We start from the raw sequence: 25,168 nt of genomic DNA, 5'->3' as shown, positions 1-25,168 counted from the left end.
TAAAAGAATGAATCACAACTTACAAATTATTTTAAACCGGTGGTATTCCTTCTTCTTCCACAGGACGAATAATAGCCGGCGCTGGTGTTATTTCTGGCTGAAAAATCGCCTGTAAAGCTTGTTCTAATGTCTGTGCCATGACAATGCGGTTTTCATAGGCAACAACTACCCTAACCAAAGTTGGTAAACTATTCTGGGTTGCTTCTAAATAAATTGGCTCAACATATAATAAAGATTGTTCAATGGGAACAATTAAAAGATTACCTTGTATTGCTCTTGATCCTTGACGATTCCATAATGAAATTTGTTGAGAAATTACTGGATCTTGGTTAATTCTAGCTTCTATTTGTTCTGGTCCATAAATTAAACGTTCTTTAGGAAAATTATAAAGCAGCAATTTACCGTAATTTTCTCCATCAGAACGCGCTGCTAACCAAGCAATTAAATTTGTTCTTTCTTTTGGTGTGTAAGGAAGCAATAAAATAAATTCTTCAAAAGGAACACCAGGAAGACTGGTAATTAAATAGTAAGGTTCAACTTGACGGGGTTCAGTTCCGTAAATTTCTTGGGGTATTTGCCATTGGTCTTCCCGGTTATAAAATACTTGAGGGTTAGTAATATGATAAATCATTAACCGCTCAGATTGAATTTTGAAAAAGTCTACCGGATAGCGAATATGACTAAGGAGATTAATAGGCATATTTGTTAGCGGTTGGAACATTTGCGGGAAAATTTTTGACCAAGCAATAATTAGCGGATCTTGAGGTTGAGCAACATAAAATCTGACAGTGCCGTTGTAAGCATCAATGACGATTTTAACAGAATTACGAATATAGTTAATACCGTCTTTATTTTGATCTGAGTAGGGATAATGACTGCTGGTAGTGTAAGCATCGACTATCCAATAAAGATAATTTTTTGCACCGGGAAATTGTTGATTTTTATCATCTGGGTTGGCATCAGCGGCAACTATATAAGGTTCACTATCAAATTGTAAAAAAGGGGCGATCGCTCTAATTCTTTGGTTAATATTTCGCCGGAATAATACCTTTGTTTCTGGTAGAGAGTCCCGTGTAAATATCATTTGCCAGTCTTTTAAATATGTGGCAAATAACCACCGTCTCCATAAAGAACCTATTGTAATTCCACCGCTGCCATCGTAGGTATTATAAACGTTATCACTACCACTGGGATAATCTAATTCTTTAACTCTTGTCCCAGTCATGACATGAGTATTAGAAATTTCTCCATAATAAATTCGTGGTTCACCAATAGGAATACTTTCCCGAATAGCTGCATTAGCAGTAGTTAAAGCTGCACCATTACCACTAATATCTTTGACAAAATATTCTGGTAAACCACCAGGTGCAACTGTATTTACTGGACTTATGGTAAAACCATAACCATGAGTGTAAATTAAATTGCGGTTTACCCATGTTTGTGCTTGTTGTGGGACAGCATTATAATCTAATTCTCTGGCGGCTATTAGTACCTGACGTTTTTCATTTGTTGGGGGTTCTTGTTGGTTAGTTTGGTTGCTGATAATGTAGCGATCAATATCGGCATCAGGAAACGCATAATAAGGACGAATTTGTTGTAATTGTCGGTTAGTTTTTAATAGTGGTTCTTGATCCCAAAGCCGAATATTGCGAATAGTTAAATCATTGGCTTTGATATCTGCTTGGGTTAATTTTCCTTGGGGATTAAAGGTTTGAGCATCTATGGCTTCTAAATCAAATGCTTGACGAGTGAGGGCGATAGTGCGTTGAATATAAGGTGTTTCTCTCTGTAATTCATTGGGTTGAACTATAAAAGATTGGATAACCGCAGGTACAATAAAATCACCTGCAATTACTAATAATAAATAAATACCTAAACCATAAATTACCCATTGATGATGTTGAGATTTGGGTTTCCAAAATAAAGTTTGCCATAATAAATAAAAGGCGATCGCCACAGCTAAAACACATAACATGGTATCAGCGGGCAACTGTATTTTAACATCAGTGAAACTAGCCCCAAAACTCACACCACGGGGAGAATAAACCAGTTCATAACGACTTAACCAAAAACCAAAGGCTATCACCAACATTAAACCGCCACCTAAGCCGAATAAATGACGTTTTTGTGTGGGCGAAAACCCAGGAAAAATGCTTTGACTGATACTGTCTCCTGATACAAGATAGCTGAGAGTAACAGCAAGAAAACTATATAAAAATAAACCTATCAGCCAAAAAGCCAACAGTTCCCAGACAGGAAGGGAAAAAATATAAAAGCTGATATCTTTGCCAAATAAAGGTTCAGTGCTATTGAAGGGGGTGGAGTGCAAATACAACAAGATTTTTTCCCATTGTTGAGATATTAACCACCCAAAACCGAGACTAAAAATAATAGCGATCGCCCACAGCAAAAACTGAGAATATATCAAAAGAGCGATCGCCATCACCACAGCTAATGCAAAATACCAAACTTGCGAAATAGTTCTAATGCTCAAGTTCCAAACTATCTCTGGTCTAAATAAGATAGTAAAAGGTGAATTAACCTGATTAATTTGTCCATTCCAGTAACTTAACGCAACTTGTCCATAATGGGTGAAAATTAACCCCACTAAAAAACTCAAGCTTAACGTTAGCGGTAACAACCAGAATAATTTAATTTGTGTGTTTCCTGTCGCAATCTGCGGAGTTTGATAGACTTGCTTATACTGCGGACTTAGAAAATTTGTTAGTTCCCTACTCAGTGTAGTTTTTTCAATTCTTGCTGGCTCAATTTTCAGGGACTGGGGATATTGCCAACGTTTTGCTAAAATTAAATTTCCCAGTAAATAGATCATACTCAAGCTAACAACACCCACCCATAAAGCACCTTGAGTTATTAACCGCACCATAAAAGTTGGCAAATAACCAACTTCTTGAAACCAAAAAATTTCCGCCCCTAAATGAGAAGCTAGATCCAAGATGAGCCACAAACCCAAGCAAACGATAATAACTCTAAAGCACCATTTGAAAAACATTGATTTTCTAAGGAATAGGGAATAGGGAATAGGGAATAGGGAATAGGGGAAATCAAAGTTCCACATTCAAGTCATTATATCAATAGTCATGGTAGTTTTTGTACTTTAGTAAAGATCAATTTACTTAATAGTTTTTTCCCTGGGACTATTGTAATTTTCCTGTTAAGACTGAAATATAGACTTCTTGAGGGAAAATAGAGGAAAATAGAAAATATTTGTGAGCATCACCTATTTAATCATTTACAGGTATAAAATAAATAGTATACGTATTTAATTTGCACGTTAATAAACAGCATAAATACATCTATCTTTCACAGAGAAACTACAGAGTAACCAAAATTAAGGTATTATTTACTTCTGAGGGTTAATTAACGGTTAAAATTTTACTCTTTTTACTCTGTCAAAACCTCGTTAATTTTATAAACAGTAATTATGCTTACTAGTGTAGATCGTTTGTTATTTGTCCGTCGCGTACCTATTTTTAAAGAATTGCGGGATGATTTTGTCGTGCGACTTGCTTCTGTGATGATGGTTATTCCTACTCGCAGTCCAATCATATCATATTCGCGGCGAATAAATTCGCCGTTGGCACTTCCTCCACTGTAAGATAGCCAAGTGGCTTCCGTGCCTTTCGGTGATTTTCTTGTGAATATTATTCGTGAATTATCTCGTATTATTCGTAAACTGAATGAAAGTATTAGTCATTAGTCATTAGTCAGGAGATCCCGAAGGTTAGAAGCAAAAGCGCAAAGGAAGATAAAAAAATTATCAGTTCATCTTTGATGATAAAGCGATCGCTCCTCACTGTGCTGTTGGTGATAGTTCCTTGAGGGCGACATAGTGCAATACTACTCGGTTAAGCCTTTTTTGGGGCATTACCAAATTTCAAGGGTTTCAGCCTTATTTGTTTCGTTAACTGAGCAGTTTTTTTGGTACAGTATTAAAAATTTTTCCATACTCATTTTTAATAGAGTAAACAATGAGCTTTAATCCATTTAATCTCTTCGATTACCTTCCAGTGCATTCCGAACTTCATCCTGTAATATTTAGCCATGAATGATTAAAAAATACTTTTCAAATAATTAGTAGTATAATAATCCAAGATACTAAGGAGTTAATTATATGCAAATAAGACTTAAATCAAAAGTTGATACACAAGGTAAATTATTGTTACAACTTCCCCAAGAATTAGCTAATCAAGAATTAGTAATAATTATTACTAATTCTTTTGAAGAAAAAATACCAACACCAGAAGAATTAGGATATCCTGCTGATTTTTTTGATAAAACTGCTGGAAAATGGGAAGGTGAATTTTTAGTTAGAGAAAATTTCGTTGATTGCGATCAAAGAGTTTGGGATATTGAATGATGATTTACTTATTAGATACTAATACCTGCATTCAATATTTAACAGGACGTAGTGAAAATGTAATTAATAAATTTAAAACCACTCATCGTGAAAATATTTGTTTGTGTGATGTTGTCAAAGCAGAATTATACTATGGAGCTTGTCGTAGCATAAAAAAAGAAAAAAATTTATCTTTATATGAATTCTTTTTCTCTCAATATATTAGTTTACCTTTTGATGGAAAAGCAGCTAAAATTTATGGTGAAATTCGTTCTCAATTATCAAAATTAGGTACTCCTATAGGTGCTTATGATTTTCAAATTGCTAGTATTGCATTAGCTAATAATCTTATTTTAGTAACTCATAATACTAGAGAATTTCAAAGAGTTGAAAATCTACAACTTGAAGATTGGGAAGTATAGTATTTGCGGTGATGTTAGTTTCTTTGGTTTCATCAGACTAGATTATTTCAACCCTCAACACCTTGACATAACTAAATTTTAAACATTCTTGTAAAAACCTTTGGGGAATTTCTATACTTTCTCCCCAATGTTGATGAACATAAGAAGCATGAACATTAGGAATATTAGGTAAATTCCATCCTTCAAAACCTGTATTTTCTTCACAGTCATAACGATAGGTATCAAACAATGATTTTTGCGGGTTTGTAATTACATGAGAACGATGAAATTCATGTCCATAAATATTTGTACCCGCATTTAATAAAAAGCTATTTTCTAAAACCACTGCGCGACGATATCCTAAAGTTAATTTTTTATCCATTTGTGCAGATGTGGGTAATATTCCTACCATTGTCCAAGATTGATTTTCAAAATCAATAATATTTTCACACAAATACATTAAACCCCCACATTCAGCAATGGTGGGTATTCCTGATAAAATCGCTGTTTTTACTTCTTGAATAACTTTAATATTTGCTGCTAGTTCTTGTGCAAATACTTCAGGAAAACCACCACCAAAATACATTCCTTGAATATCTTTTGGTAATTGAGTATCTTTTAAAGGACTCCAAAATATTAATTCTGCTCCCAGTTTCTCTAATAAATCTAAGTTGTCTTGATAATAAAAATTAAAAGCTTGATCCCGTGCAACAGCAATTTTGATTTTTGATTTTTGATTTTCTTTTATTTCTCCGCTTTCTCTGTGTCTGTGCGGTTCGTTGATTTGAAAATTGGGAACATCTGAAGACAGAATTTCAGTTACTTGTAATAGTGGTAATAATTTTTCCCAATCAAAACAATGATCGCCTAAATCTGCAAGACGATGAATTACATCATCTAATTCTGGTAATTCTCCAGTAGGAACTAAACCCAGATGACGATCAGGAATAGTAATATTATCCTGTCTTCTGAGAACACCCAAAATAGGTAAGTTGAGAGTTTTCAAGGAATTTTTTAATAAAGATAAATGGCGATCGCTCCCTACTCTATTTAAGACTAATCCAGCAATTTTAACTCTCTGATCCAAACTACAATAACCATGTGCGATCGCTGCCACTGAACCAGACAAACGACTACAATCAATTACTAATATTACCGGGCTATCTAATAATCTGGCAACATGGGCTGTACTAGCAAAGTCCATTTGATGATTGCCATTTTCAGTTATATTGAAAGAATTACCAACACCATCAAATAAACCCATCACTCCCTCAACCAGAGTATATTCACATTCTTGGGAATGACGCTGAAAACATTTTTGAATATAACTTTCTGAAGTCAAAACCGCATCTAAATTTCGACAAGGACGACCAGTAACATACTGATGAAACATAGGATCAATATAATCTGGACCAACCTTAAAAGATTGTACTTTGACACCACGACGACACAAAGAGGCTAAAAGTGTGAGCGTCACCGTAGTTTTGCCCACTCCGCTGCGTTCTCCAGCAATAATCAAAGACATGAATTAGGTACAAGATAAAGGGAATATCACTTAATTGTATCTGATGATTATACCTGATATTCCGATCCAAAAAAGCTAACTCAAAGCATTTGGTTTTAAATTAATTTTGCCTGACTCCTGACTCCTGTACGGGCGAAGTAGGGGCGAAGCATTCGGACAATAACCTGTGATCAAAATTGATAATTTATAGCCCGAATGCTTCGCCCTTACAGGAAAATAGCCTTGGACAAAAATTTATAATTAGTCGCCCGAATGCTTCGTCCCTACGACTCTTATGAAATTTAATCAAAGCCTAACTATAGACAAATTTACTGATAATCTGATATGCTTTCAATGTTCAAATTTTTGCTTAACCCGCAATAATGCCTTTAGTTAAATCCTTGACTCAGCGTTTTTCTTTCCTACCTTTTGACAAACATCGTCCATCGAAATTCAGATTTTCCCAATTATTGCCTCTGTTATTGATAGTGATAGCAGTTTACTGTTTTTTAGAATTGGCTTGGCCAAAGCGTTTCCTGCTTCCCGGCTTATTTGGAGAGTCAGTATTTTGTATCAACACTCCTGATAAAGTTTTAGCATTGACATTTGACGACGGACCTGATCCAGTCTATACCAGAGCAATTTCTCAAACCCTTTTAGATTATCAAGCTCAGGGAACATTTTTTGTCTTGGGAAAACACAGTGCAAAGTATCCCCAAATTGTCAGAACTTTGGAAAAACAGGGACATGAAATAGCAAACCATACCTGGCATCATTACAATCTCAATAGTAAATTTAAAGATACTATTTCTAGAGAAATTAGGGAAACCGATATTTTAATTAGTCAATTAATCTCACGAGACAATGTTCACTTTAGACCCCCTTTTGGTCGTGCTGGTTTTGTTGTCACAAATGTTTTAAAGCAGATAAAAAAACCGATTATTTTTTGGGATGTAGATTTACAAGACTGGCGTGGTAAATCTGCCGCAGAGATGATGAAAATTTTTGAAAATAACTTTCATAATGGCTCAATCATTCTTTTACATGATTCTGATGGTGTAGCAAAAAAAGGAGTATATGCTAGTCGCCATAATACTGTAGAGGTAGTGGAGGAAATTTTGAAAGCTTATACTCCCCAGGGATATGAATTTGTGACTATATCAGAGTTGTTGAAGAGAGGAACTGTAGTTAAAGTACAAGAACGCTGTTTAAAACAATTTTCCAATAATAAAGATGGACTTGAATAATAGGCGCTCTACCGTTTCTGCTCCCTGGTTTCATTCTTTACTGCTGCTGATTTGGTTCGTTATTGGTGTAGGGTTACGTTTGACTAATTTAACCGCCAAACCGCCTTGGACTGATGAATTTGCGACTTTAGTATTTAGCTTGGGCAATAGTTTTTTACCAGTACCTTTAGATCAGGCGATCGCTCCTGATATTTTATTACAACCATTACAAATTAATCCCGCAGTTGGTACAGGAGATGTAATTAATAATCTTCTCACAGAGGATAATCACCCACCACTATATTTTGTCTTGGTTCATCTGTGGATGCGGCTATTTCCCCACCCTGAAGGTTTAGTATCTTTGTTTGCAGCACGTTCTTTTCCGGCTTTACTGGGTGCGGTTTCTATTCCCTGTGCTTATTTTTTAGGTAAATTAGCTTTTCGTTCTTCATTAGTAGGACAATTAGCGGCTGCAATGATGGCAGTCTCACCCTACGCAGTATTTTTAGCACAAGAAGCCCGTCATTATACTTTGGCTATGCTGTGGGTGATGCTTTCGATAGCTTGTTTGGTAGTTGCTATTCGTCACTTGGAAAAGCAAAAATTATTACCTTTGTGGTTAATTATTGCTTGGGTAGGAGTTAACGCCTTGGGTTTTGCTACTCATTTCTTTTTTGTGATCACTCTTGGCGCTGAAGCTGTAGCTTTGATTTTTGTGGCTTGGAAACAACAAACTCAGACAAAAACTTGGGTGTTGTTCTCTCCTCTGTGGTGGCGATTTTATTATGTAGTAGTTGGTACGGCTGTTGCTGGGTTGGTGTGGTTGCCTGGGAGGTTACAAAATCGCTACCTTGGCACTTTAACCGAGTGGATTAAAGGTGAGCGTATAGGACTAAGTTGGATTAGCCCCATTTTTCAAGCTTTAGGTACATGGATCACTATGATTTCCTTACTCCCAGTGGAAGCACCTGATTTAACGGTGGTTATTTTCTCTGGGTTGGTGATGTTAATTTTCTTTATTTGGGCAGTGCCAATTTTAATTAGGGGGATAAAAGTTCAATTACAAGCACCGGAAATTGGTTCTATTACTCAAGTATTTATTGGGGTAGTGTTAGGGGCGATCGCTTTCTTTTTCTTCTTTACTTATTTCCTGGGTATTGATCTTACCAGGGGCGCTCGCTATAGTTTTGTTTACTTTCCAGCAGTAATAATTTTACTGGGTGCAAGTCTAGCAGTTTGTTATCAAAATCCCAACATCGGTAAATGGGGTATTAACGGCAAACAAGCTGTAATTCTGATTTGGGTAATGGGGTTAATCAGTGCTATTACAGTTACTTTTAATCTGGGTTATCGCAAATATTATCGCCCTGATTTATTTCTTCCTGTTATTGAACAAAATTCTTCAGTCCCGGTTCTCATTGCCACAACTCATAAAAGTTTAGTACAAACTGGGGAAATCATGGGTATAGCTTGGGAATTAAAATTCTCTGGTTTGCAAACTAATATTGAAAATACTCAATTTCTCCTCGCCCATCAAGCCCAAAACCCCAATACTTCTACTATAGCCCTAGAAAAGACTATCAAAGAATTACCACGACCTTTTGATTTATGGTTGGTTAATTTTCATGCTCCCATTAGTCAGGAAGTGGAAAAATGTCTGCTTGATGATCAAAAGTTGCCAGGAATATATGGGTATGATTACAAATTGTTTCACTGTAAATGAACTGTTATGGCAGAGCAGTTTCCCATCATTGAAGTTCCCCTAGATGCTTCTCAAGATATTGAGGATTTAGGAACAAAAGAAAAATTTTGGTTTTATCACCCAGATTTGGGGCGCTGTCTATTTTGGCAAGGCTTAATTTGTAAAGGGAATATCAGGTGATTGTATCTGATATTCCCCTAATTTTGGTTTTACTTCAATCAGTGAAAACTGTTGATTTTTAAAGTTTATGATCGGCTAAAAAAGCATCAACTTCTTCTGCTGTGGGTTGGGATGCGATCGCACCTGGTTTAATAGTAGTTAACGCCCCTACCGCACTAGAGTATGTGATCACACTTTTTGCTGTTTCTGCATCTCTCAAACTATGAATACCCAACTTACTCAACTGATGGAGAAACCCAGCTAAAAAACTATCTCCTGCACCAGTGGTATCCACCACAGGTATAGAAAAAGCTGGTAATTTACCTTCATTCTCACCTAAACAATAAGCACAACCATTTTCGCCATCGGTGACTAAAACCCCTTCTAATGAGTTCAATCTGTAAGTAATTGCTCCAGGGTCTGTAGTATCAAACAACCATGATGCTTCCTCTTTTGTGAGTTTGAGAAAATCAAAACGTGGCAATAATGCTGCAATTTTTTGCTTTGCTAAATTAGCATCTTGCCAAAATACAGGTCGCCAATTCACATCTAAGATGATTTTCAAATCATATTGTTCCGCTAATTTCAATGCCTGATGAATAGCAGCCTCACTTTCAGGATAAGCTAATTCCAAAGTCCCCAACACCAAAAAATCAGCATCGTTAAACAGTGATTCTGGTATTTGTTTAGCTTGTAAGCGGGTGTCGGCAAATTCGCTAGTATCATATTTACCAAAACCAGCAAAAGAGCGATCGCCAGTCAAATCCCTGACTACATAAACTTGTCGCGTTGGTGCTGTCGGATGACGTTGCACACCCGTTGTATCTACACCTACATCTTGTAATAACTTCACCAGTGCATTACCTGGTTGATCTTCTCCTACAGCACCAATAAAACCTGCGGGCGTTCCCAGTTTAACTAAAGCACAAGCCACATTAGCTGGCGCTCCCCCTGGGTAGGGAGTCCAAGAATTGACTTCTTCCAGCTTTAGCCCCATTTGATCCGCTAAACAATCAAACAAAACTTCGCCTAGACACAAAACATGGGGATTACTCATATCATTTTCGATTTACGACTTGGGATTAGGAATATGTATAAAATGTATAAGCATCTTTATTCCTTTGTCTCCAGTTAACCATAAAATAGCAGTTTTTATCACTTTATATAGTACATAATGCTATAAAAACCCAAAATTTACCACTGAAGTAACACTGAATATTTACTGATGAATAGGTTATATTTTATAGAAATTTTGCTTTTAAGAAAATTAACCTTCAGATTAAATTCCCAGAAAATATTGACTTTAGTATTACTAGGAACATTTACAACGTCTAGCTCTGAGAGAATCTTTTAGAATTAGAAAGAGTGATTAAGTACATATACCAAGGGAGAAATAAATAAGCCATGGCTGCTAATGAGTCTGGGACCCCTGTTAGTCTGTCAGACAGAGAACTGCAAATTATCGACTTAGTGGCCGCAGGCTTAACTAACCAAGAGATTGCAGCAAAACTGGAGATTAGCAAACGTACAGTTGATAATCATATCAGCAACATTCTCACCAAAACAAAGACAGATAACCGAGTCGCTTTGGTTCGCTGGGCTTTACAGTGGGGAAAGGTCTGTTTAAACGATGTGAATTGCTGTACATTACCTAACTACAATGATTCAAATGTGAGTTAGTTTATTAATATGAATCCCTGTGGATGCTGAAAAGTTCAACCATTTTGGATTTTCGATTTGGGTTAGCGAAGCGTAAGCAGCGCAGCGAGTATTTGAGATAGGTACAACCGACAAAGAGCGGGGTATTGAGCTTGCTTATGAAGTACAAGTACCAAAACACCTCAATCAAAATCCAAAATCTAAAATCTAAAATCTAAAATCTAAAATTGGCAAGATCAATTTTGAGGTTTACAGATTGTTCTCCTCCTCACCTTTATTTTTCAGTGTGAACCTCTACCACAAGTTCCGTGACTTTATCTAGTAAAAGTTGATGCTCTGGGAATCAGCGAATTTTTGCGATCGGAACTGACATACATATCAGAATTTCTCGTTTGATTTAGGCCAAAGGGTTTAGCATTGCTAAACCCCTACTGACTCATGACTCCTGCTATTTTTCAACAAAAATTAGCAATAATCTAGTTGTACAAGCGTTACATTGGAAAGAAATCTATATTACTTTATCCGCTTGGGGGAAAATGAATACTCCAACTTCTTATGCAAATAGCTCATTTCCCTTTAACTTTTTTAATCTTGACTTGATAGCACCATCACCAAACCAAGATACCGACTTACTACAACAGCTATCTTTTGTACCCGGTTTACAAGAAATTCTGACGTTGCGTCAGGTTCACGCCCTAGAACACGCTACTGTTTGGGTTCTGAGTGAAATAAAAAGTGTTGATTCTTCTCCCAAACAGCCTACTCATGTACAGTTTGATAATGAATCATTAAGTGGTTTATCCACAGAACAGGGATTTTACCTTTATGGTGATGTAAATATCAGTTATTTACGGCGTGCAGTAACACTAGCTCAATATCGTCTTACCAACGGAGAATGGGATTTAGCGGTACATCCCCGTTGCGGTACAAATTTATCTGTAGCAATGTTGTTAACTGCTGGATTTGCTATGGGTGTGTCTGTGATGCTACCATTTAGACCTGTTGAGCAACTAGTAGGTTTAGGATTAGCTGCAACTACGGCTTCTGAACTTGCTCCAGATTTAGGTGCTTTCGTTCAACGTTATTTAACAACAGCTATCCCCTTTAACCTCGCAATTGAAAATATCATTCTTACACGGGACACTTGGGGACGTGAAGCGCATTTTGTTAAGGTAAAATGGCGGCAGGTGACTGGTGATTGGTGACTGGGGACTGGGGACTGGTGACTGGGAACTGGTGACTGGGGACTGGGGACTGGGGACTGGGGACTGGTGACTGGGGACTGGTGACTGGGGACTGGGGACTGGGGACTGGGGACTGGTGACTGGGGACTGGTGACTGGGGACTGGGGACTGGGGACTGGGGACTGGTGACTGGGGACTGGGGACTGGGTAATAAATTTGATGTTTCCCTATTAACTATCAACTATTACCAATTACCAATTACCAATTACCAATTACCAATTACCAATTACCAATTACCAATTACCAATTACCAATTACCAATTACCAATTACCAATTACCAATTACCAACCTACAAAAATAATTGTAATTATCAAAACCAACTTCTATATGAGAAAACTGTACTTTTTAGTTCCAGGAACAGATGGAAAATTTGCTTGTGGTGGGCTTTGGGCAGAGTTAAAAACAGTTAATTTAGCTCAAAATATCTGTAGTGCAGAAGTTGTCACTTACCGACAAAGAGAAAAGGATAAGCTGTTTCTTGATGATATACTAAAAAATCAAAATTCACAGCAAAATTTAGATGATGTAATATTTGTGATTAGTTGGGGATTTGATATAGCTAACCTCGCACCTAAACTGCAAAAATATAATGTAGTTTATCATGCTCATAGTGCAGGTTATAATTTTAAACTTCCCTCCAGTATTCCGATTATTACAGTTAGCCGTAATACAATGGGATATTGGGGACAAAAAGCGCCTAATAATTTAATTTATTATTTACCTAATCAAATCGCTGATGAATTTACAAATTTGCATTTAGATAGAGATATTGATGTTTTAGTGCAAGCGCGAAAATCTTCTGAATATTTAATTAAACAATTAATTCCTACATTACAACAAAAGTGTAAAGTTTTTGTTGTTGATTCTTATATTGAAGATTTACCAGGATTATTTAATAGAGCGAAAATTTACCTTTACGACTCTGCGGAATATTGGGCGCAACAGGGTGTAAGTGAAGGTTTTGGTTTGCAACCGATGGAAGCTTTAGCTTGTGGTTGTCAAGTTTTTTCTAGCGTTAACGGCGGGCTTTCTGATTATTTAGATCCGGGATTTAATTGTTATAAAATAGCTGGGTATTCTCTAGAATATGATGTACAACGTATTCTCAAAACTTTATCATCTCCAGTGGCTTTGACTTTACCCACAGAAGTTTTAGCAGAATACAGAACTGAAAATATTATCCAGCGATTCACAGTAATTTTGTCAGCAATAAATGAGTTTTTTGATCACAAAAAATATTACTCAGCTAATATTCAAGATATCACCCGAATGCGTTTAGCAAAATTATTTATACAGAGAGTACACAAGAAACTGATAAAATTTAAATAAAATTAAACAAGTAGATCAACCTGTAGATCAACCTGAAAAAACCAAATCAAAAAATATTCTATTAATTCTTATGGGGTAGATTCTTGTGGGGTGGGCATACTTCAACACGCTCAGTAGGGCTTGCTGAATAAACTCAAAACCTTGATAAATCAAGGGTTTCAGGTGGAAAATCAGGAAATCAGTGCAGGATTTTTCAGGGGTATACTCCTAAAAGCGTGCATTTTCCGGGTGAAATTTCAAAGAATTGGTTACTAACAGATCACCGAAACTCTTGCCTATTCCCTATTCCCTGCCTTAACGAAGAGACTTTTTCAGCAAGCCCTAAATAGGGTTTGCTGAATAAACCTAAAACCTTGATATATCAAAGGTTAGAGGCTGATAAACACAGAAATTAGTGCAAGGGTTTTGAAGGGTATACCGGAAAAAGTGTGCATTTTTGGGGATTTCAAGAGATGGCAAAGAAATTTTCAAATCTCCTCCTGACTCCTGACTCCTGACTCCTGACTCCTGACTCCTATGCCCTCACGGAAAGACTTTCTCAGCAACCCCTAAATAGGACTTACGGAAGATGTGACTGAAAACCTGATTCTTGCGTAGGGGTAATTCATGTAGCTTGCTTCCCGAAGGGTATTACCCCTACTTTCGTTTCCTTTTGCGTAAGTCCTGTTAAAGCTGGACGGGCTAGAAGCCGATCCCACAACATGGGAACGCAAATGTCATGAAATATTGACATAATGAACCCCAAGTCAAGGCAAATGTTATGATTTTATAACAATTTGATCCCCGCAGGGCTAATAAATACGTGAAATAGCTGAAAAACCGACTTCATACCCCTTGATCACTAGGCATGATTACCTGTTAGTATTTCATCAAGAAAAAACACGCCCCTGATCCCAAAGAAATGCTAATCATGGCAAAACCAGGAATCAGAAAGCGTGGCAATCCATTTAAAAACCAACTAAAACCCTTATAAACTGGGCAAAACCAGAAGTCAGGAATAAAAAATTCATCTGGGATAGATGAGATTTTATAAACCATTCTATAACCAGGGGAAGTCATTTACCCGAAAAACTACTGGAGGCCAAAATAAATGGCAAAAGAACGCCCACCGCTAGAGGAAATGACATTAAGGCAACTTCGTAAAGTTGCAAGTGAGTATGGCATTTCTCGTTACAGTCGGATGCGTAAATCTCAATTGTTAGCATCAATTCAAGAAGTACAAAGTAACAAACTTTCGCTAAGTCCATCTCGTTCACTGGAGGCACAGGAAACCGTGGAAGCAGCAAAATTTGAATTAGGTCAGGAAGATCGGACAGGTGGTTCTCTCGCTGATGTGGATGAGGGACTGGCAGATTTACCAGGTGGTTATGGTGAAAGTCGCATTGTGTTGTTACCACGTGATCCACAATGGGCTTACACATACTGGGATATTCCCAATGAACATAAAGAAGAGTTGCGTCGTCAAGGTGGACAGCAATTAGCATTGCGGATTTATGATGTTACTGATATTGATTTAGATCATCAAAGTCCCCACAGTATTCAAGAATATCCTGCGGATGAATTAGCGAGAGAATGGTATTTACCAATTCCTGTGAGCGATCGCGATTATGTAATTGATATCGGTTATCGCACCCCCATTGGTGGTTGGTTGGTATTAGCTCGTTCTGCTAGGGTTCACATTCCCCCCGTCTATCCTTCCGACTGGATCGAAGATGTCTTCATTACCGTAGACTTTGAAGAAGACCTACGCGGTAAGACCAAGTATGAACTCGTTCCCCCAGCTAAGAAAGTCGCTGCGGTGGGTGCTGGTGGCAACCCCATTTACGACGAAATCTTTGGTATGGCAGAATCAGCAGAAGCTCAACGGGTAGCTGGTTCTCTGTTCGGTTCTATGCAGCACGTAGCCGGTTCTGTACGTCCAGAACAAGCGATCAGTTCTTACATCTTCCCCTCTGGTGTAGGTATGTGGGCAGTTCCCACTGCATCCGGGATCAATATGTCCGGTGTGGGTATGTCTGGGGTCGGTTTCTCCGCTTCTGCTGTTCCAGAACGTCCCCGCAAATTCTGGTTAATTGCTGATGCGGAATTAATTGTATATGGTGCAACTGAACCAGATGCAACTGTAACTATTGGTGGTCGTCCTATTAAACTCAATCCCGATGGTACATTCCGCTTCCAGATGTCCTTCCAAGATGGTTTGATAGATTACCCCATTTTAGCGGTTGCTGCTGATGGTGAACAAAGTCGTTCTATTCACATGAAGTTTGAACGGGAAACACCTTCTCGCAATACCAATACTAAGGAAGAAGCTGTTTTGGAATGGCTTAGATAGAGTTTGAATTTAAAGTTTGAATTTAAAGTTTGAATTTAAAGTTTGAATTTTACATTACGCCATAACTGCTTTACCCGCTATAGTATTTCTGTAGTGGGTTTTTTATTTAGGGCTTGCTGAATAAACTCAAAACCTTGATAAATCAAGGGTTTCAGGTGGAAAATCAGGAAATCAGTGCAGGATTTTTCAGGGGTATACTCCTAAAAGCGTGCATTTTCCGGGTGAAATTTCAAAGAATTGGTTACTAACAGATCACCCAAAGTCTTGCCTATTCCCTATTCCCTGCCTTAACGAAGAGACTTTTTCAGCAAGCCCTAAATAGGGTTTGCTGAATAAACCTAAAACCTTGATATATCAAAGGTTAGAGGCTGATAAACACAGAAATTAGTCCAAGGGTTTTGAAGGGTATACCGGAAAAAGTGTGCATTTTTTGGGATTTCAAGAGACGGCAAAGAAATTTTCACATCTCCTCCTGACTCCTGACTCCTGACTCCTGACTCCTATGCCCTCACGGAAAGACTTTCTCAGCAACCCCTATTTAGGTGACAGGTGACAAAAAAGCAGATAAGCTGATGTGCAGCTAAACTGTATAATCAAAAAACCTGAAGTTACAGTAGCACAAGCATCTTGCTTGTATTAATTATTCAAGTTAAAGGCATAACAGCTTAAACGCAGATGTTTTTTTGATTCTTTCAATCCAGAAACCAATTTTCTATTTTCAGATTTTGAAACTCACTAAAATCTGCAACATTATTTGTTACTAAAATCAAATCATTTGTTTTTGCTATTGCTGCAATTTGTCCATCTGGATATGCAGGAGTTTTTCCTATTCCTACAAGTCGCGCTCTTTCGTTAGCAAACCATTCCGCAGCTACATCATCATAATGTAAGATGGGTATTTTGGGTTTAATTACCTGGTGTAAATAATTAGGGTTTGCTGAATAAACCTAAAACCTTGATATATCAAAGGTTAGAGGCTGATAAACACAGAAATTAGTGCAAGGGTTTGGAAGGGTATACCGGAAAAAGTGTGCATTTTTTGGGATTTCAAGACATGGCAAAGAAATTTTCCAATCTCCTCCTGACTCCTGACTCCTGACTCCTGACTCCTGACTCCTATGCCCTCACGGAAAGACTTTCTCAGCAACCCCTAATTAGTAATTTTATTTTTCTTTTTAGAATGTGGTAAACGATAGCAACCAAACAATAATTCATGCCATGTTACTGATGCCATAGCAATTTCTAATTCATATTTTACCATGTTTTGTAAAACTGCTTGATTGGGTTCTATCCTTAAAGGTTCAGAAATAATATTAGTATCTAATAAAAATCGAATCACCAAATTACCTCTCTTCCTGGATGATAATCACGAATATTTTCCCAAATTTCATCAGGGTTAATTTCTATTTTTTCTTCTATTAATTCTTCTCGAAATTTTGCTATACATTCACCAAGAGTTAATTTTTTAATTTGATTTTCATCAAAATTTGAATTTTTATTTTTCATGTTTTTAAGCATCATGATAAATTCTGCTATTTGCGTTTCTGTCATTGTTTCTATTTCTGCTAATAGTTCTTCTTTCAATGTCATGTTTTTAACTCCTGAAGCACATTTAATATTCTTTATTATATCATTCTTTGTCAGAATCAGGTGGTTATCGAGTTTCGACTACGCTCAACTACCGCGACTTGTACTGAGCGACTTGTACTGAGCGACTTAACGCAGAATTTTATCACAACTGATGACAATATCATCACAATACAGTTTTAAACTACGCGACATAAATTACATCCTTTTCTACTGAACTGATTACTTGAGGTTTTAACATTTTTTTAGTTACTAAATCAACGGATAAACCTAAGTTATCTTCTAGGAAAAATTTTAAATCCATATATTGATCAAAGGTAACTTGTCCTTGAAATTCTACTAATAAATCCAGATCACTGGTAGTTTTAGCTTCATCTCTTGCATAAGAACCAAATAAAGCTAAGGATGTGACACCATAACTTTTGATGTTAGTTAAATTTTCTTTGAGGAAATTAATTAAATTCTCTCTATTCATAATGATCATTTTTGGTCAGAATCAGGATGGTTTTACATCAGGTGATGATTAAGTTCGGGATATTTAGCAAATAATCCATCCATACTTGCCAGTTTTGCTCTATATTCTAAGGTAGTAGCAATGATTATTCGATCAAATGGATCTTTGTGAATAGGTGATAAATTAACTGCTCTAATTGCAATTTCTGGTGTAGTGGGAAATAAATCTATTTTAGCAGGTGTTAAAGCTCGCTGAATCCATTCCTGTGGAGAATAATTTAATTCTAATCTTCCACGTTGATGAGCAAGTGCTATTTCATAGCAGGAAAGAGGTGAAACTCCAATTGATTCTGCTAATTCAAATCTTTCAATCCAATGGGAGGGAAATCTATCAAAGTCACCATTGATTAACCATAACCAAATATGAGTATTAAGTACAATTATTTCAGACATTCCCAATCCTTTTCATCTACAATAGGACTAACAATATCACCTAATGTTTTAGCTTTACCTACCATATTCACAACTGGAAAACGCCGTTTAATTTCTGGTTTGGTTTTCATATTTTTAACCATTATTAACAATTCTGCTATTTGTTCTTCTGTCATGGTTTCTATTTCTGCTACCAGTTGTTCTTTAAATGTCATTTTTTTTAACTCCTGAGTTAAATATTTTTTATTATATCATTATTTGTCAGAATCAGGATGTCCAGGACACCCTTCGGTAAGTCAAAAGTCAAAAGTCAAAAGTCAAAAGTCAAAAGTCAAAAGTCAAAAGTCAAAAGTCAAAAGTCAAAAGTCAAAAGTCAAAAGTCAGAATTTAAAGATATTATATCATTATTTAATCTATGTTTATCATCTTTTAGTAAACAAAATAAATCATCCTGTACATCCTTTAATCCTGGTTATCCTGATTCTGACAATAATAATATTGAACGCAGATGTAGCTTGCTTCCCGAAGGGTACGCGGATAAACGCAGATGATTTTATGGTTATCCCGTTTATTTGTAAGGGTTTAGCATTGCTAAACCCCTACGTTGATTGTACATTACCATTCATTCAATGCTGGTAAACTTTTTACTATTCTCACTGTTTCTAAACTTACCCTAACTATCCTCTTCACTAAATCTACTATATAACGCGGATCTTCTGACCAGTGGTTAGGATCGTTGACTATTCCACTATCTTTATCTTTGGTGATTTTATACCTTTCCATTACCCATTCTAATGCTGATTTATCACATACTATATATTCGTAGGTTTCTAGGGGGATTTGTGATAGGGTGATTTTACTGTTATAGATGATGGTGGTTTTATCTATTCCGTTTTTGTTCCTTCCAAATACCATTTTTTCCACACGGTAATCTTGAGTATCTAAATATATTTCTGGTGAAAATTCTTTGATTTCATAAGGTTCTATAGTTTCATAGTTTATATGATATTCTGCTAATTCTCTACCTGCTTTACTGAATGTCCAAAAGTCTCTAGTATAGGGGATGCGGGGTAACATTTTTTTTAAGTCTGCTGCAAATCTTTGTTTATATTCTGGGGAGTGGAGGACTGCATATATGTAATAAAATATGTCTGTTTTGGTGATGGTTTTGTCTTGATATTTTTTCTGGAAGTCTTTTAATATGCGATCGGGGATGTTTTCTTTTTTGGTATATTCTGCTGTGGTTGCTGTTGCAAATAGTTCTCCTAGTTCGCTTTGTTTTTCGTAGGTATATAAGGGGAAACATTGACCTGCTGTTGCTGCACCTTGAATACACAAATCAGGAATTGTATTTACTATTAAAGCTGAAAAATCTTTTACTACACCGACTCCAGTTACACAAATTGCTAAATTTTCAACAGTTTGATTAGGAAATATTTTAGGTAATTGATATGTCATATCATTAAAATATTTATTAAAATACGACCATTGTTTACAATAAGGTCTATACATTCCCATGAATAAAGAATCATGAGAAAATTCATAATTAATAAATCTTCCTAAATCATTTTTTAACCCTCTTGACCAACTTATATTTTTCGGGTCATTATCAATAAAACTTTCTACTTGTTTCTTTCTTTGTTCAACATTATTTAAAGTTTGACCTTTTAGAGATTTTCTAAAATCTTCAACTTGTTGATTATAAAAATCAATCATTCTTGTCATATTATCAATAACTGACTGTTGAGAGAAATTATAAACCCAAGTGTCTCTACTTGTTGCTAATCCTCTTGAATACGTATCAAAAATAGTTTTAGTAGTTGCATCTTTCTTATCACCTAAAGAAATAAAAGTTTCAAAATCATCATTACGTTGATTAATCCAATCATAATTTTCATTAGGGGTGATTTCTTCCCATTGGATAGTAGAAACAGCACCAAAATTTTTAATGATATCTAGTTTTTCTGAACGTTTTAAATAGTCACCAATATCATGATAGAAAAGCTGACACCTTCCTTGTTTTTCAGGATTTTTAATTGCTAATGTAATAGCAATTGGGGCTAAACTTCCACCTTTACCACCTAATGCAGCAAATAAAGGATGTCCTTCTTTTCGACATTGTTCCCCTGATGTTCTCCCATTTCCTCTTAAATTAAAACAATAAATACTTGTAAAATCATCTACTAAGCATTTTCTTAAACCATCAGCAGAGTTACTATCTAAGAAAGAACCATTTGTGACAAAACACACTATACCTTTCTCTTTTATTCTATCAGTTGCCCAACGAATAGCCCTAATATAAGAATCATAAAGACTGTTTTTATTAGTAGCAGTAGAATATTTAGCATAAGTATCAGCAATTCTACTATCTAACTGATCATATTTAAGATTTTTATTCCCATCATTTTCGCTTTTTTGTCCAGCAGAATAAGGAGGATTACCAATAATCACAGTAATATCATTTTGCTTTTGATTAATCACCCGTTGATTATTTTCCGGGAAAATCTTTTCTAACAAATAACCGTCATTTTCAAACATTTGAAAAGTATCAGTTAAAACAATTCCATTAAAAGGCCGATATTCACCACCAGCTAAGAAATGATAACTTTCCTCAATATTAATCGCAGCAATATAATAAGCTAACAACACAATTTCATTACAATGCAATTCATGACTAAATTTCCGTTGTAAATCTTCCCGTTTTATTAACCCACTTTGCAACAACCGCACCATAAAAGTACCCGTACCTGTAAAGGGATCTAAAATATGTACACCCTCATCAGATAAACCCACACCAAACTCTTGTTTTAAGGCAAAATCAGCACTTTTAATAATAAAATCTACCACTTCCACGGGAGTATAAACAATCCCCAATCTTTCCACCAACTTAGGAAAAGCAGCACGGAAGAATTTATCATATAATTCAATAATTATCCTCTGTTTACCTTCCGCATTATCAATACCGCTTGCGCGTTCTCGCACACTTTGATAAAACTTTTCTAAAGTCTGCACATCCTTTTGCAAAGATTGATTTTCTAACACATCTAACATTCTTTGCATGGTTTGAGAAACGGGGTTAAATTTAGTAAATTCATATCCTTCAAACAAAGCATCAAACACAGGTTTAGTAATTAAATGTTGAGATAACATTTCAATTGCTTCTTCTGTGGTGACATTAGGATTAATATTTTGATGTAAACCTGTGATAAACTCATCAAATGCCTTTTTCGCTTCTGATTCAGAACTTTCTAATAATGCCTTAATTCTGGAAGTGTGACCTTCAGCAATTTTCGCTACATCTTTAGCCCAATCTTCCCAATAACGACGATTACCACATTTAGTAACTATTTTTGCATAAATCGCATCTCGCCATTCTTCAACGGGGAAATTTAATTCTAATTGTTGATAGGAACTTCCCGTATTTGTAGATGTAGAACTATCATTTTTTTGCCTACCACCAACCCCAACCACACTAATTTTATTAGGACGACGTTTATTGAGATCAATTTTATTGACAGTATCATTAAATCTGTCATCATGGGCGCGTAATGCCTGTAATACTTGCCAAATTACCTTATATTTTTCATTATCCTTTAAAGCGACATCAGGCGACATATCCGCAGGAATACCAACGGGTAAAATAATATAACCGTATTTTTTCCCCTCTGCTTTTCTCATCACCCTCCCCACAGACTGCACCACATCCACCACGGAGTTACGAGGAGTCAGGAACATCACAGCATCCAACGCAGGAACATCCACCCCTTCCGATAAACACCGTGCATTGGAGAGGATGCGACAGATATTACCCCCCCCTAACCCCCCTTGTGAAGGGGAGGAATAGGAGGGTTCAGCTTTTAACCATTCTAATTTTTCGGTTCTTTGTAAAGCGTTTTGTTTACCGTCAACGTGCTGTAATTCACATTCTAAAACTGTCTCATCATCGGGGTTTAATTGTTGATAATCATTGATAATATTAGCGAATAATTTTACAATTGTTTCTGAATCTTTAATACTGCGAGAAAAAGCCACCGCCCGTTTCATTGGGGTTTTATCTTCTGTATCATCTCCTTCTTCATCGCTAAGTAAACGTTTAGCTAAACCATTCCAACAACCGACAATTTTTACCGCATCTTGTAAATTTAATTCGTTATTTGCATCTGCTAACTGTTGTTGAAAAGTTGCACCCACAAATTTTTCATCAACTGCTAACACCATGACTTTATAATCAGTTAATAAACCAGTGCTAACAGCTTCACCAAAACCTAAACGATGAAATTCTTTACCGTAGATATGTACATCATCCATTGAACATAAAAAAGCCTGATTTTCTTTAGCTTGAACTTTAGTATCATCGCTGTAAATTTTGGGAGTTGCTGTCATATACAGCCGTTTTTTAGCTTTGATAAAATCTTGATTATGCACTTTCACAAAATAAGATTCATCTGTTCCTGCAATAGTTACTCCTGTGGTTCTATGTGCTTCATCACAGATGATTAAATCAAATTCTGGTAAACCAATTTTTTGCGCTTCCGATATTGCTTGAATAGATTGATAGGTGGAGAAAATAACAGTTAATTCTTTTTTATCTGCAAAAGTTTGATAGGATTTAATAATATCTTGGGCGTTGGTTGTGGGAGGAAAAGCTAAATCATTAACTGTAATATCTGCAACATCATGGTTGGTGAGCGAAGTCGAACCCTTTTTCTTATTTTTACCCACATTGACATCAGAACACACTGCGATACTATGAAAATTAATCTCACTTTCAGCAGTCCATTCTCTCAAAGTTTGGGAAAGTAAAGAAATAGAAGGAACTAAAAACAGAATTAAGTTATTATCTAAATTATTATCTCTAGGAAAATTTTCCGCAATTTTCAACGCAGTAAAGGTTTTACCAGTACCGCAGGCCATGATTAATTTACCTCTATCTGCATTTTTAAACCCAGTGAGGACTTTTTCTAATGCGGTTTGTTGATGGGGACGAATGCTTTTTTTAGGTTTAAGTTCTAAATTATCAGGATTTTTTAAACTGTATTTATTCCAATCAATAGGACTATTTTCTAAATCATAAATAGTAGCACGAATAACGGGAATTTGTTGATTTTCTAATGCTGCTTCCGCGTGTTTACTCCATTTAGAAGTAGTAGAAATAATCATCCGCTTTTTAAATAAATTTGTCCCGGAAGCGGTGAAAAATGAATCTATATCTGATTTTTCTAAGGTCTGATCTAAATCATAACATTTACATTGTATCGCCCAATAATCCCCAGTATCCTTTTCCACTGCTACTAAGTCAATACCTGTATCTGGCATATTTCCCCGTTTAGGAAATTCCATCCATAACCAAACTTGGCTAAAATGATCTTTATAAAAGGGGTCAGTTTTGAGATAATTTAACATTAAGCGTTCAAATTTATCACCTAAATCACGGGTAGAGGTGGAAGTTTGTTTAAATTCGTTTAATATTTTTTGAATAGTCATGTTTATTTGGTAATGGGTAATCTTTATAGATCCCGGATTTCTTTAAGAAGTCCAGGATCTGAATCTATCTAATCTAATCAATATAATAACTACACTTACGTATAGTTGTAAAGTCTTGACTAAGTTATGTTGTATTAATTTTTTTATTATTTTGTTAATGTAACTTAATATAAGTTAATGAATTTGTCTGAATCAGGATGTCCAGGATTTGAGGATTTTCAGGATTGTGATTGTTTAATTGATGGTTTGATTTTATAGATTTTATTTGTCTGAATCAGGATGTCCAGGATTTAAGGATTTTCAGGATTGTGATTGTTTAATTGATGGTTTGATTTTATAGATTTTATTTGTCTGAATCAGGATGTCCAGGATTTAAGGATTTTCAGGATTGTGATTGTTTAAATTTCTGAATTTGTCTGAATCAGGATGTCCAGGATTTAAGGATTTTCAGGATTGTGATTGTTTAAATTTCTGAATTTGTCTGAATCAGGATGTCCAGGATTTCAGGATTTTCAGGATTGTGATTGTTTAAATTTCTGAATTTGTCTGAATCAGGATGTCCAGGATTTCAGGATTTTCAGGATTGTTATTGATTACTTTTCTGTTTGCATCAGAATCTAAAGATATTATAAGCTGTTGTGCATTTAATTTGTATAAGTGGAACAGGCATCTTGCCTGTTAAACAAGAGTTCAGAACATTAGGATTATACAATTTAGCTGTGTAACAGCTTATCATTATTTAATCTAAATTTATCATCTTTTCGTAAACCAGAAACTTAAAATAAAAATTACATCCTGTACATCCTCTAATCCTGGTTATCCTGATTCAGACAAAAAGACAGAAAATCAAACCATCAATTAAACAATAACATCCTGTAAATCCTCTAATCCTGGTTATCCTGATTCAGACAAAAAGATAGAAAATCAAACCATTAATTAAACAATAACATCCCGTACATCCTCTAATCCTGGTTATCCTGATTCAGACAAAAAGATAGAAAATCAAACCATTAATTAAACAATAACATCCCGTACATCCTCTAATCCTGGTTATCCTGATTCAGACAAAAAGATAGAAAATCAAACCATTAATTAAACAATAACATCCCGTACATCCTCTAATCCTGGTTATCCTGATTCAGACAAAAAGATAGAAAATCAAACCATTAATTAAACAATAACATCCTGTAAATCCTCTAATCCTGGTTATCCTGATTCAGACAAAAAGATAGAAAATCAAACCATTAATTAAACAATAACATCCCGTACATCCTCTAATCCTGGTTATCCTGATT

The 25,168-nt window shown here is 35.9% G+C and carries 20 protein-coding genes and 1 pseudogene; 10 read left to right on the top strand and 11 right to left on the bottom strand.

Features of this window, described 5'->3' with window-relative positions; all coding sequences use genetic code 11:
• Positions 1 to 31 precede the first annotated feature (31 nt).
• Positions 32 to 3,013, bottom strand: coding sequence for a UPF0182 family protein (locus H6F45_RS16925; protein ID WP_137668190.1), 2,982 nt, complete (start codon positions 3,011 to 3,013; stop codon positions 32 to 34).
• Positions 3,014 to 3,445: 432 nt separating this feature from the next.
• On the opposite strand from H6F45_RS16925, the pseudogene H6F45_RS16920 reads away from it, so the two are divergent.
• From H6F45_RS16920 to H6F45_RS16910, 3 genes and pseudogenes are all read left to right on the top strand, one after another.
• Positions 3,446 to 3,541, top strand: a pseudogene (locus H6F45_RS16920) (transcriptional regulator); the annotation flags it as partial.
• Positions 3,542 to 4,135: 594 nt separating this feature from the next.
• On the top strand, positions 4,136 to 4,381 hold the full coding sequence (locus H6F45_RS16915) for a hypothetical protein (protein WP_137668189.1): 246 nt from the start codon (positions 4,136 to 4,138) through the stop codon (positions 4,379 to 4,381).
• Positions 4,378 to 4,782 carry a type II toxin-antitoxin system VapC family toxin gene (locus H6F45_RS16910; RefSeq protein WP_307722528.1) on the top strand — a complete coding sequence of 135 codons (405 nt, stop codon included), beginning with the start codon at positions 4,378 to 4,380 and terminating at the stop codon, positions 4,780 to 4,782. The genes H6F45_RS16915 and H6F45_RS16910 overlap by 4 nt, the downstream gene beginning before the upstream one ends.
• A 37-nt stretch (positions 4,783 to 4,819) precedes the next feature.
• Here H6F45_RS16910 and H6F45_RS16905 read toward each other — a convergent pair whose 3' ends face one another.
• Positions 4,820 to 6,286 carry a cobyrinate a,c-diamide synthase gene (locus tag H6F45_RS16905; protein WP_137668188.1) on the bottom strand — a complete coding sequence of 489 codons (1,467 nt, stop codon included), beginning with the start codon at positions 6,284 to 6,286 and terminating at the stop codon, positions 4,820 to 4,822.
• Between the two features lie 362 nt (positions 6,287 to 6,648).
• Between H6F45_RS16905 and H6F45_RS16900 the strand changes: the two genes are divergently transcribed.
• Genes H6F45_RS16900 through H6F45_RS16890 form a run of 3 tightly spaced genes read left to right on the top strand, consistent with a single transcriptional unit; the run spans position 6,649 to position 9,373 of the window.
• Complete coding sequence (locus H6F45_RS16900) at positions 6,649 to 7,512, top strand: polysaccharide deacetylase family protein (protein WP_190347838.1); 864 nt, start codon at positions 6,649 to 6,651, stop codon at positions 7,510 to 7,512.
• Positions 7,499 to 9,214: a glycosyltransferase family 39 protein gene (locus H6F45_RS16895; RefSeq protein WP_190347836.1), complete on the top strand. Its 1,716-nt coding sequence runs from the start codon at positions 7,499 to 7,501 to the stop codon at positions 9,212 to 9,214. Before H6F45_RS16900 ends, H6F45_RS16895 begins: the two co-directional genes overlap by 14 nt.
• A 6-nt stretch (positions 9,215 to 9,220) precedes the next feature.
• Positions 9,221 to 9,373, top strand: coding sequence for a hypothetical protein (locus tag H6F45_RS16890; protein ID WP_190347834.1), 153 nt, complete (start codon positions 9,221 to 9,223; stop codon positions 9,371 to 9,373).
• Positions 9,374 to 9,431: 58 nt separating this feature from the next.
• On the opposite strand, the gene H6F45_RS16885 is transcribed toward H6F45_RS16890, so the two are convergent.
• Positions 9,432 to 10,409: a carbohydrate kinase gene (locus tag H6F45_RS16885; protein WP_190347832.1), complete on the bottom strand. Its 978-nt coding sequence runs from the start codon at positions 10,407 to 10,409 to the stop codon at positions 9,432 to 9,434.
• A 347-nt stretch (positions 10,410 to 10,756) separates the two neighbouring features.
• Between H6F45_RS16885 and H6F45_RS16880 the strand changes: the two genes are divergently transcribed.
• Together H6F45_RS16880 and H6F45_RS16875 are read left to right on the top strand one after the other, a co-directional pair.
• On the top strand, positions 10,757 to 11,032 hold the full coding sequence (locus tag H6F45_RS16880) for a helix-turn-helix transcriptional regulator (RefSeq protein WP_096566126.1): 276 nt from the start codon (positions 10,757 to 10,759) through the stop codon (positions 11,030 to 11,032).
• A gap of 515 nt (positions 11,033 to 11,547) precedes the next feature.
• Complete coding sequence (locus H6F45_RS16875; RefSeq protein ID WP_137668184.1) at positions 11,548 to 12,216, top strand: DUF6391 domain-containing protein; 669 nt, start codon at positions 11,548 to 11,550, stop codon at positions 12,214 to 12,216.
• On the opposite strand, the gene H6F45_RS16870 is transcribed toward H6F45_RS16875, so the two are convergent.
• Positions 12,179 to 12,436, bottom strand: a complete 258-nt coding sequence (locus H6F45_RS16870) for a hypothetical protein (RefSeq protein WP_190347830.1) — start codon at positions 12,434 to 12,436, stop codon at positions 12,179 to 12,181. The genes H6F45_RS16875 and H6F45_RS16870 overlap by 38 nt on opposite strands.
• 147 nt (positions 12,437 to 12,583) lie before the next feature.
• On the opposite strand from H6F45_RS16870, the gene H6F45_RS16865 reads away from it, so the two are divergent.
• A complete protein-coding gene (locus tag H6F45_RS16865; RefSeq protein ID WP_137668737.1) occupies positions 12,584 to 13,585 on the top strand; it encodes a glycosyltransferase in 1,002 nt (333 codons plus the stop codon).
• A gap of 1,090 nt (positions 13,586 to 14,675) precedes the next feature.
• Positions 14,676 to 15,917 carry a DUF4912 domain-containing protein gene (locus tag H6F45_RS16860; RefSeq protein ID WP_190347828.1) on the top strand — a complete coding sequence of 414 codons (1,242 nt, stop codon included), beginning with the start codon at positions 14,676 to 14,678 and terminating at the stop codon, positions 15,915 to 15,917.
• 970 nt (positions 15,918 to 16,887) lie between these two features.
• On the opposite strand, the gene H6F45_RS16850 is transcribed toward H6F45_RS16860, so the two are convergent.
• The 7 genes from H6F45_RS16850 to H6F45_RS16820 all read right to left on the bottom strand — a co-directional run bounded on the left by H6F45_RS16850 (position 16,888) and on the right by H6F45_RS16820 (position 23,873).
• Positions 16,888 to 17,064, bottom strand: a complete 177-nt coding sequence (locus H6F45_RS16850; RefSeq protein WP_190347826.1) for a hypothetical protein — start codon at positions 17,062 to 17,064, stop codon at positions 16,888 to 16,890.
• 3 nt (positions 17,065 to 17,067) lie between these two features.
• Positions 17,068 to 17,256, bottom strand: a complete 189-nt coding sequence (locus tag H6F45_RS16845) for a hypothetical protein (RefSeq protein ID WP_190347824.1) — start codon at positions 17,254 to 17,256, stop codon at positions 17,068 to 17,070.
• The gene (locus H6F45_RS16840) at positions 17,253 to 17,507 is read right to left on the bottom strand and encodes a hypothetical protein (RefSeq protein WP_137668745.1); all 255 of its coding nucleotides are present in this window, start codon (positions 17,505 to 17,507) and stop codon (positions 17,253 to 17,255) included. Before H6F45_RS16840 ends, H6F45_RS16845 begins: the two co-directional genes overlap by 4 nt.
• 181 nt (positions 17,508 to 17,688) lie before the next feature.
• The gene (locus tag H6F45_RS16835; protein WP_137668746.1) at positions 17,689 to 17,979 is read right to left on the bottom strand and encodes a nucleotidyltransferase family protein; all 291 of its coding nucleotides are present in this window, start codon (positions 17,977 to 17,979) and stop codon (positions 17,689 to 17,691) included.
• A gap of 32 nt (positions 17,980 to 18,011) precedes the next feature.
• The gene (locus tag H6F45_RS16830) at positions 18,012 to 18,410 is read right to left on the bottom strand and encodes a PIN domain-containing protein (RefSeq protein ID WP_190347822.1); all 399 of its coding nucleotides are present in this window, start codon (positions 18,408 to 18,410) and stop codon (positions 18,012 to 18,014) included.
• A complete protein-coding gene (locus tag H6F45_RS16825) occupies positions 18,398 to 18,604 on the bottom strand; it encodes a hypothetical protein (RefSeq protein WP_137668748.1) in 207 nt (68 codons plus the stop codon). The genes H6F45_RS16830 and H6F45_RS16825 overlap by 13 nt, the downstream gene beginning before the upstream one ends.
• Before the next feature lie 400 nt (positions 18,605 to 19,004).
• Positions 19,005 to 23,873 carry a type ISP restriction/modification enzyme gene (locus H6F45_RS16820; protein WP_190347820.1) on the bottom strand — a complete coding sequence of 1,623 codons (4,869 nt, stop codon included), beginning with the start codon at positions 23,871 to 23,873 and terminating at the stop codon, positions 19,005 to 19,007.
• Positions 23,874 to 25,168 lie beyond the last annotated feature (1,295 nt).

The organism is Sphaerospermopsis sp. FACHB-1194, from assembly GCF_014696235.1.
Taxonomy (GTDB): domain Bacteria; phylum Cyanobacteriota; class Cyanobacteriia; order Cyanobacteriales; family Nostocaceae; genus Sphaerospermopsis; species Sphaerospermopsis kisseleviana.
This window is presented reverse-complemented; position numbering and strand designations above follow the sequence as displayed.

Excerpts from the sequence above, each read along its gene's own strand:
- H6F45_RS16925 (WP_137668190.1), bottom strand. The coding sequence starts at position 3,013 with ATGTTTTTCAAATGGTGCTTTAGAGTTATTATCGTTTGCTTGGGTTTG.
- H6F45_RS16915 (WP_137668189.1), top strand. The coding sequence starts at position 4,136 with ATGCAAATAAGACTTAAATCAAAAGTTGATACACAAGGTAAATTATTG.
- H6F45_RS16910 (WP_307722528.1), top strand. The coding sequence starts at position 4,378 with ATGATGATTTACTTATTAGATACTAATACCTGCATTCAATATTTAACA.
- H6F45_RS16905 (WP_137668188.1), bottom strand. The coding sequence starts at position 6,286 with ATGTCTTTGATTATTGCTGGAGAACGCAGCGGAGTGGGCAAAACTACG.
- H6F45_RS16900 (WP_190347838.1), top strand. The coding sequence starts at position 6,649 with ATGCCTTTAGTTAAATCCTTGACTCAGCGTTTTTCTTTCCTACCTTTT.
- H6F45_RS16895 (WP_190347836.1), top strand. The coding sequence starts at position 7,499 with ATGGACTTGAATAATAGGCGCTCTACCGTTTCTGCTCCCTGGTTTCAT.
- H6F45_RS16890 (WP_190347834.1), top strand. The coding sequence starts at position 9,221 with ATGGCAGAGCAGTTTCCCATCATTGAAGTTCCCCTAGATGCTTCTCAA.
- H6F45_RS16885 (WP_190347832.1), bottom strand. The coding sequence starts at position 10,409 with ATGAGTAATCCCCATGTTTTGTGTCTAGGCGAAGTTTTGTTTGATTGT.
- H6F45_RS16880 (WP_096566126.1), top strand. The coding sequence starts at position 10,757 with ATGGCTGCTAATGAGTCTGGGACCCCTGTTAGTCTGTCAGACAGAGAA.
- H6F45_RS16875 (WP_137668184.1), top strand. The coding sequence starts at position 11,548 with ATGAATACTCCAACTTCTTATGCAAATAGCTCATTTCCCTTTAACTTT.
- H6F45_RS16865 (WP_137668737.1), top strand. The coding sequence starts at position 12,584 with ATGAGAAAACTGTACTTTTTAGTTCCAGGAACAGATGGAAAATTTGCT.
- H6F45_RS16860 (WP_190347828.1), top strand. The coding sequence starts at position 14,676 with ATGGCAAAAGAACGCCCACCGCTAGAGGAAATGACATTAAGGCAACTT.
- H6F45_RS16840 (WP_137668745.1), bottom strand. The coding sequence starts at position 17,507 with ATGACATTGAAAGAAGAACTATTAGCAGAAATAGAAACAATGACAGAA.
- H6F45_RS16835 (WP_137668746.1), bottom strand. The coding sequence starts at position 17,979 with ATGAATAGAGAGAATTTAATTAATTTCCTCAAAGAAAATTTAACTAAC.
- H6F45_RS16830 (WP_190347822.1), bottom strand. The coding sequence starts at position 18,410 with ATGTCTGAAATAATTGTACTTAATACTCATATTTGGTTATGGTTAATC.
- H6F45_RS16825 (WP_137668748.1), bottom strand. The coding sequence starts at position 18,604 with ATGACATTTAAAGAACAACTGGTAGCAGAAATAGAAACCATGACAGAA.
- H6F45_RS16820 (WP_190347820.1), bottom strand. The coding sequence starts at position 23,873 with ATGACTATTCAAAAAATATTAAACGAATTTAAACAAACTTCCACCTCT.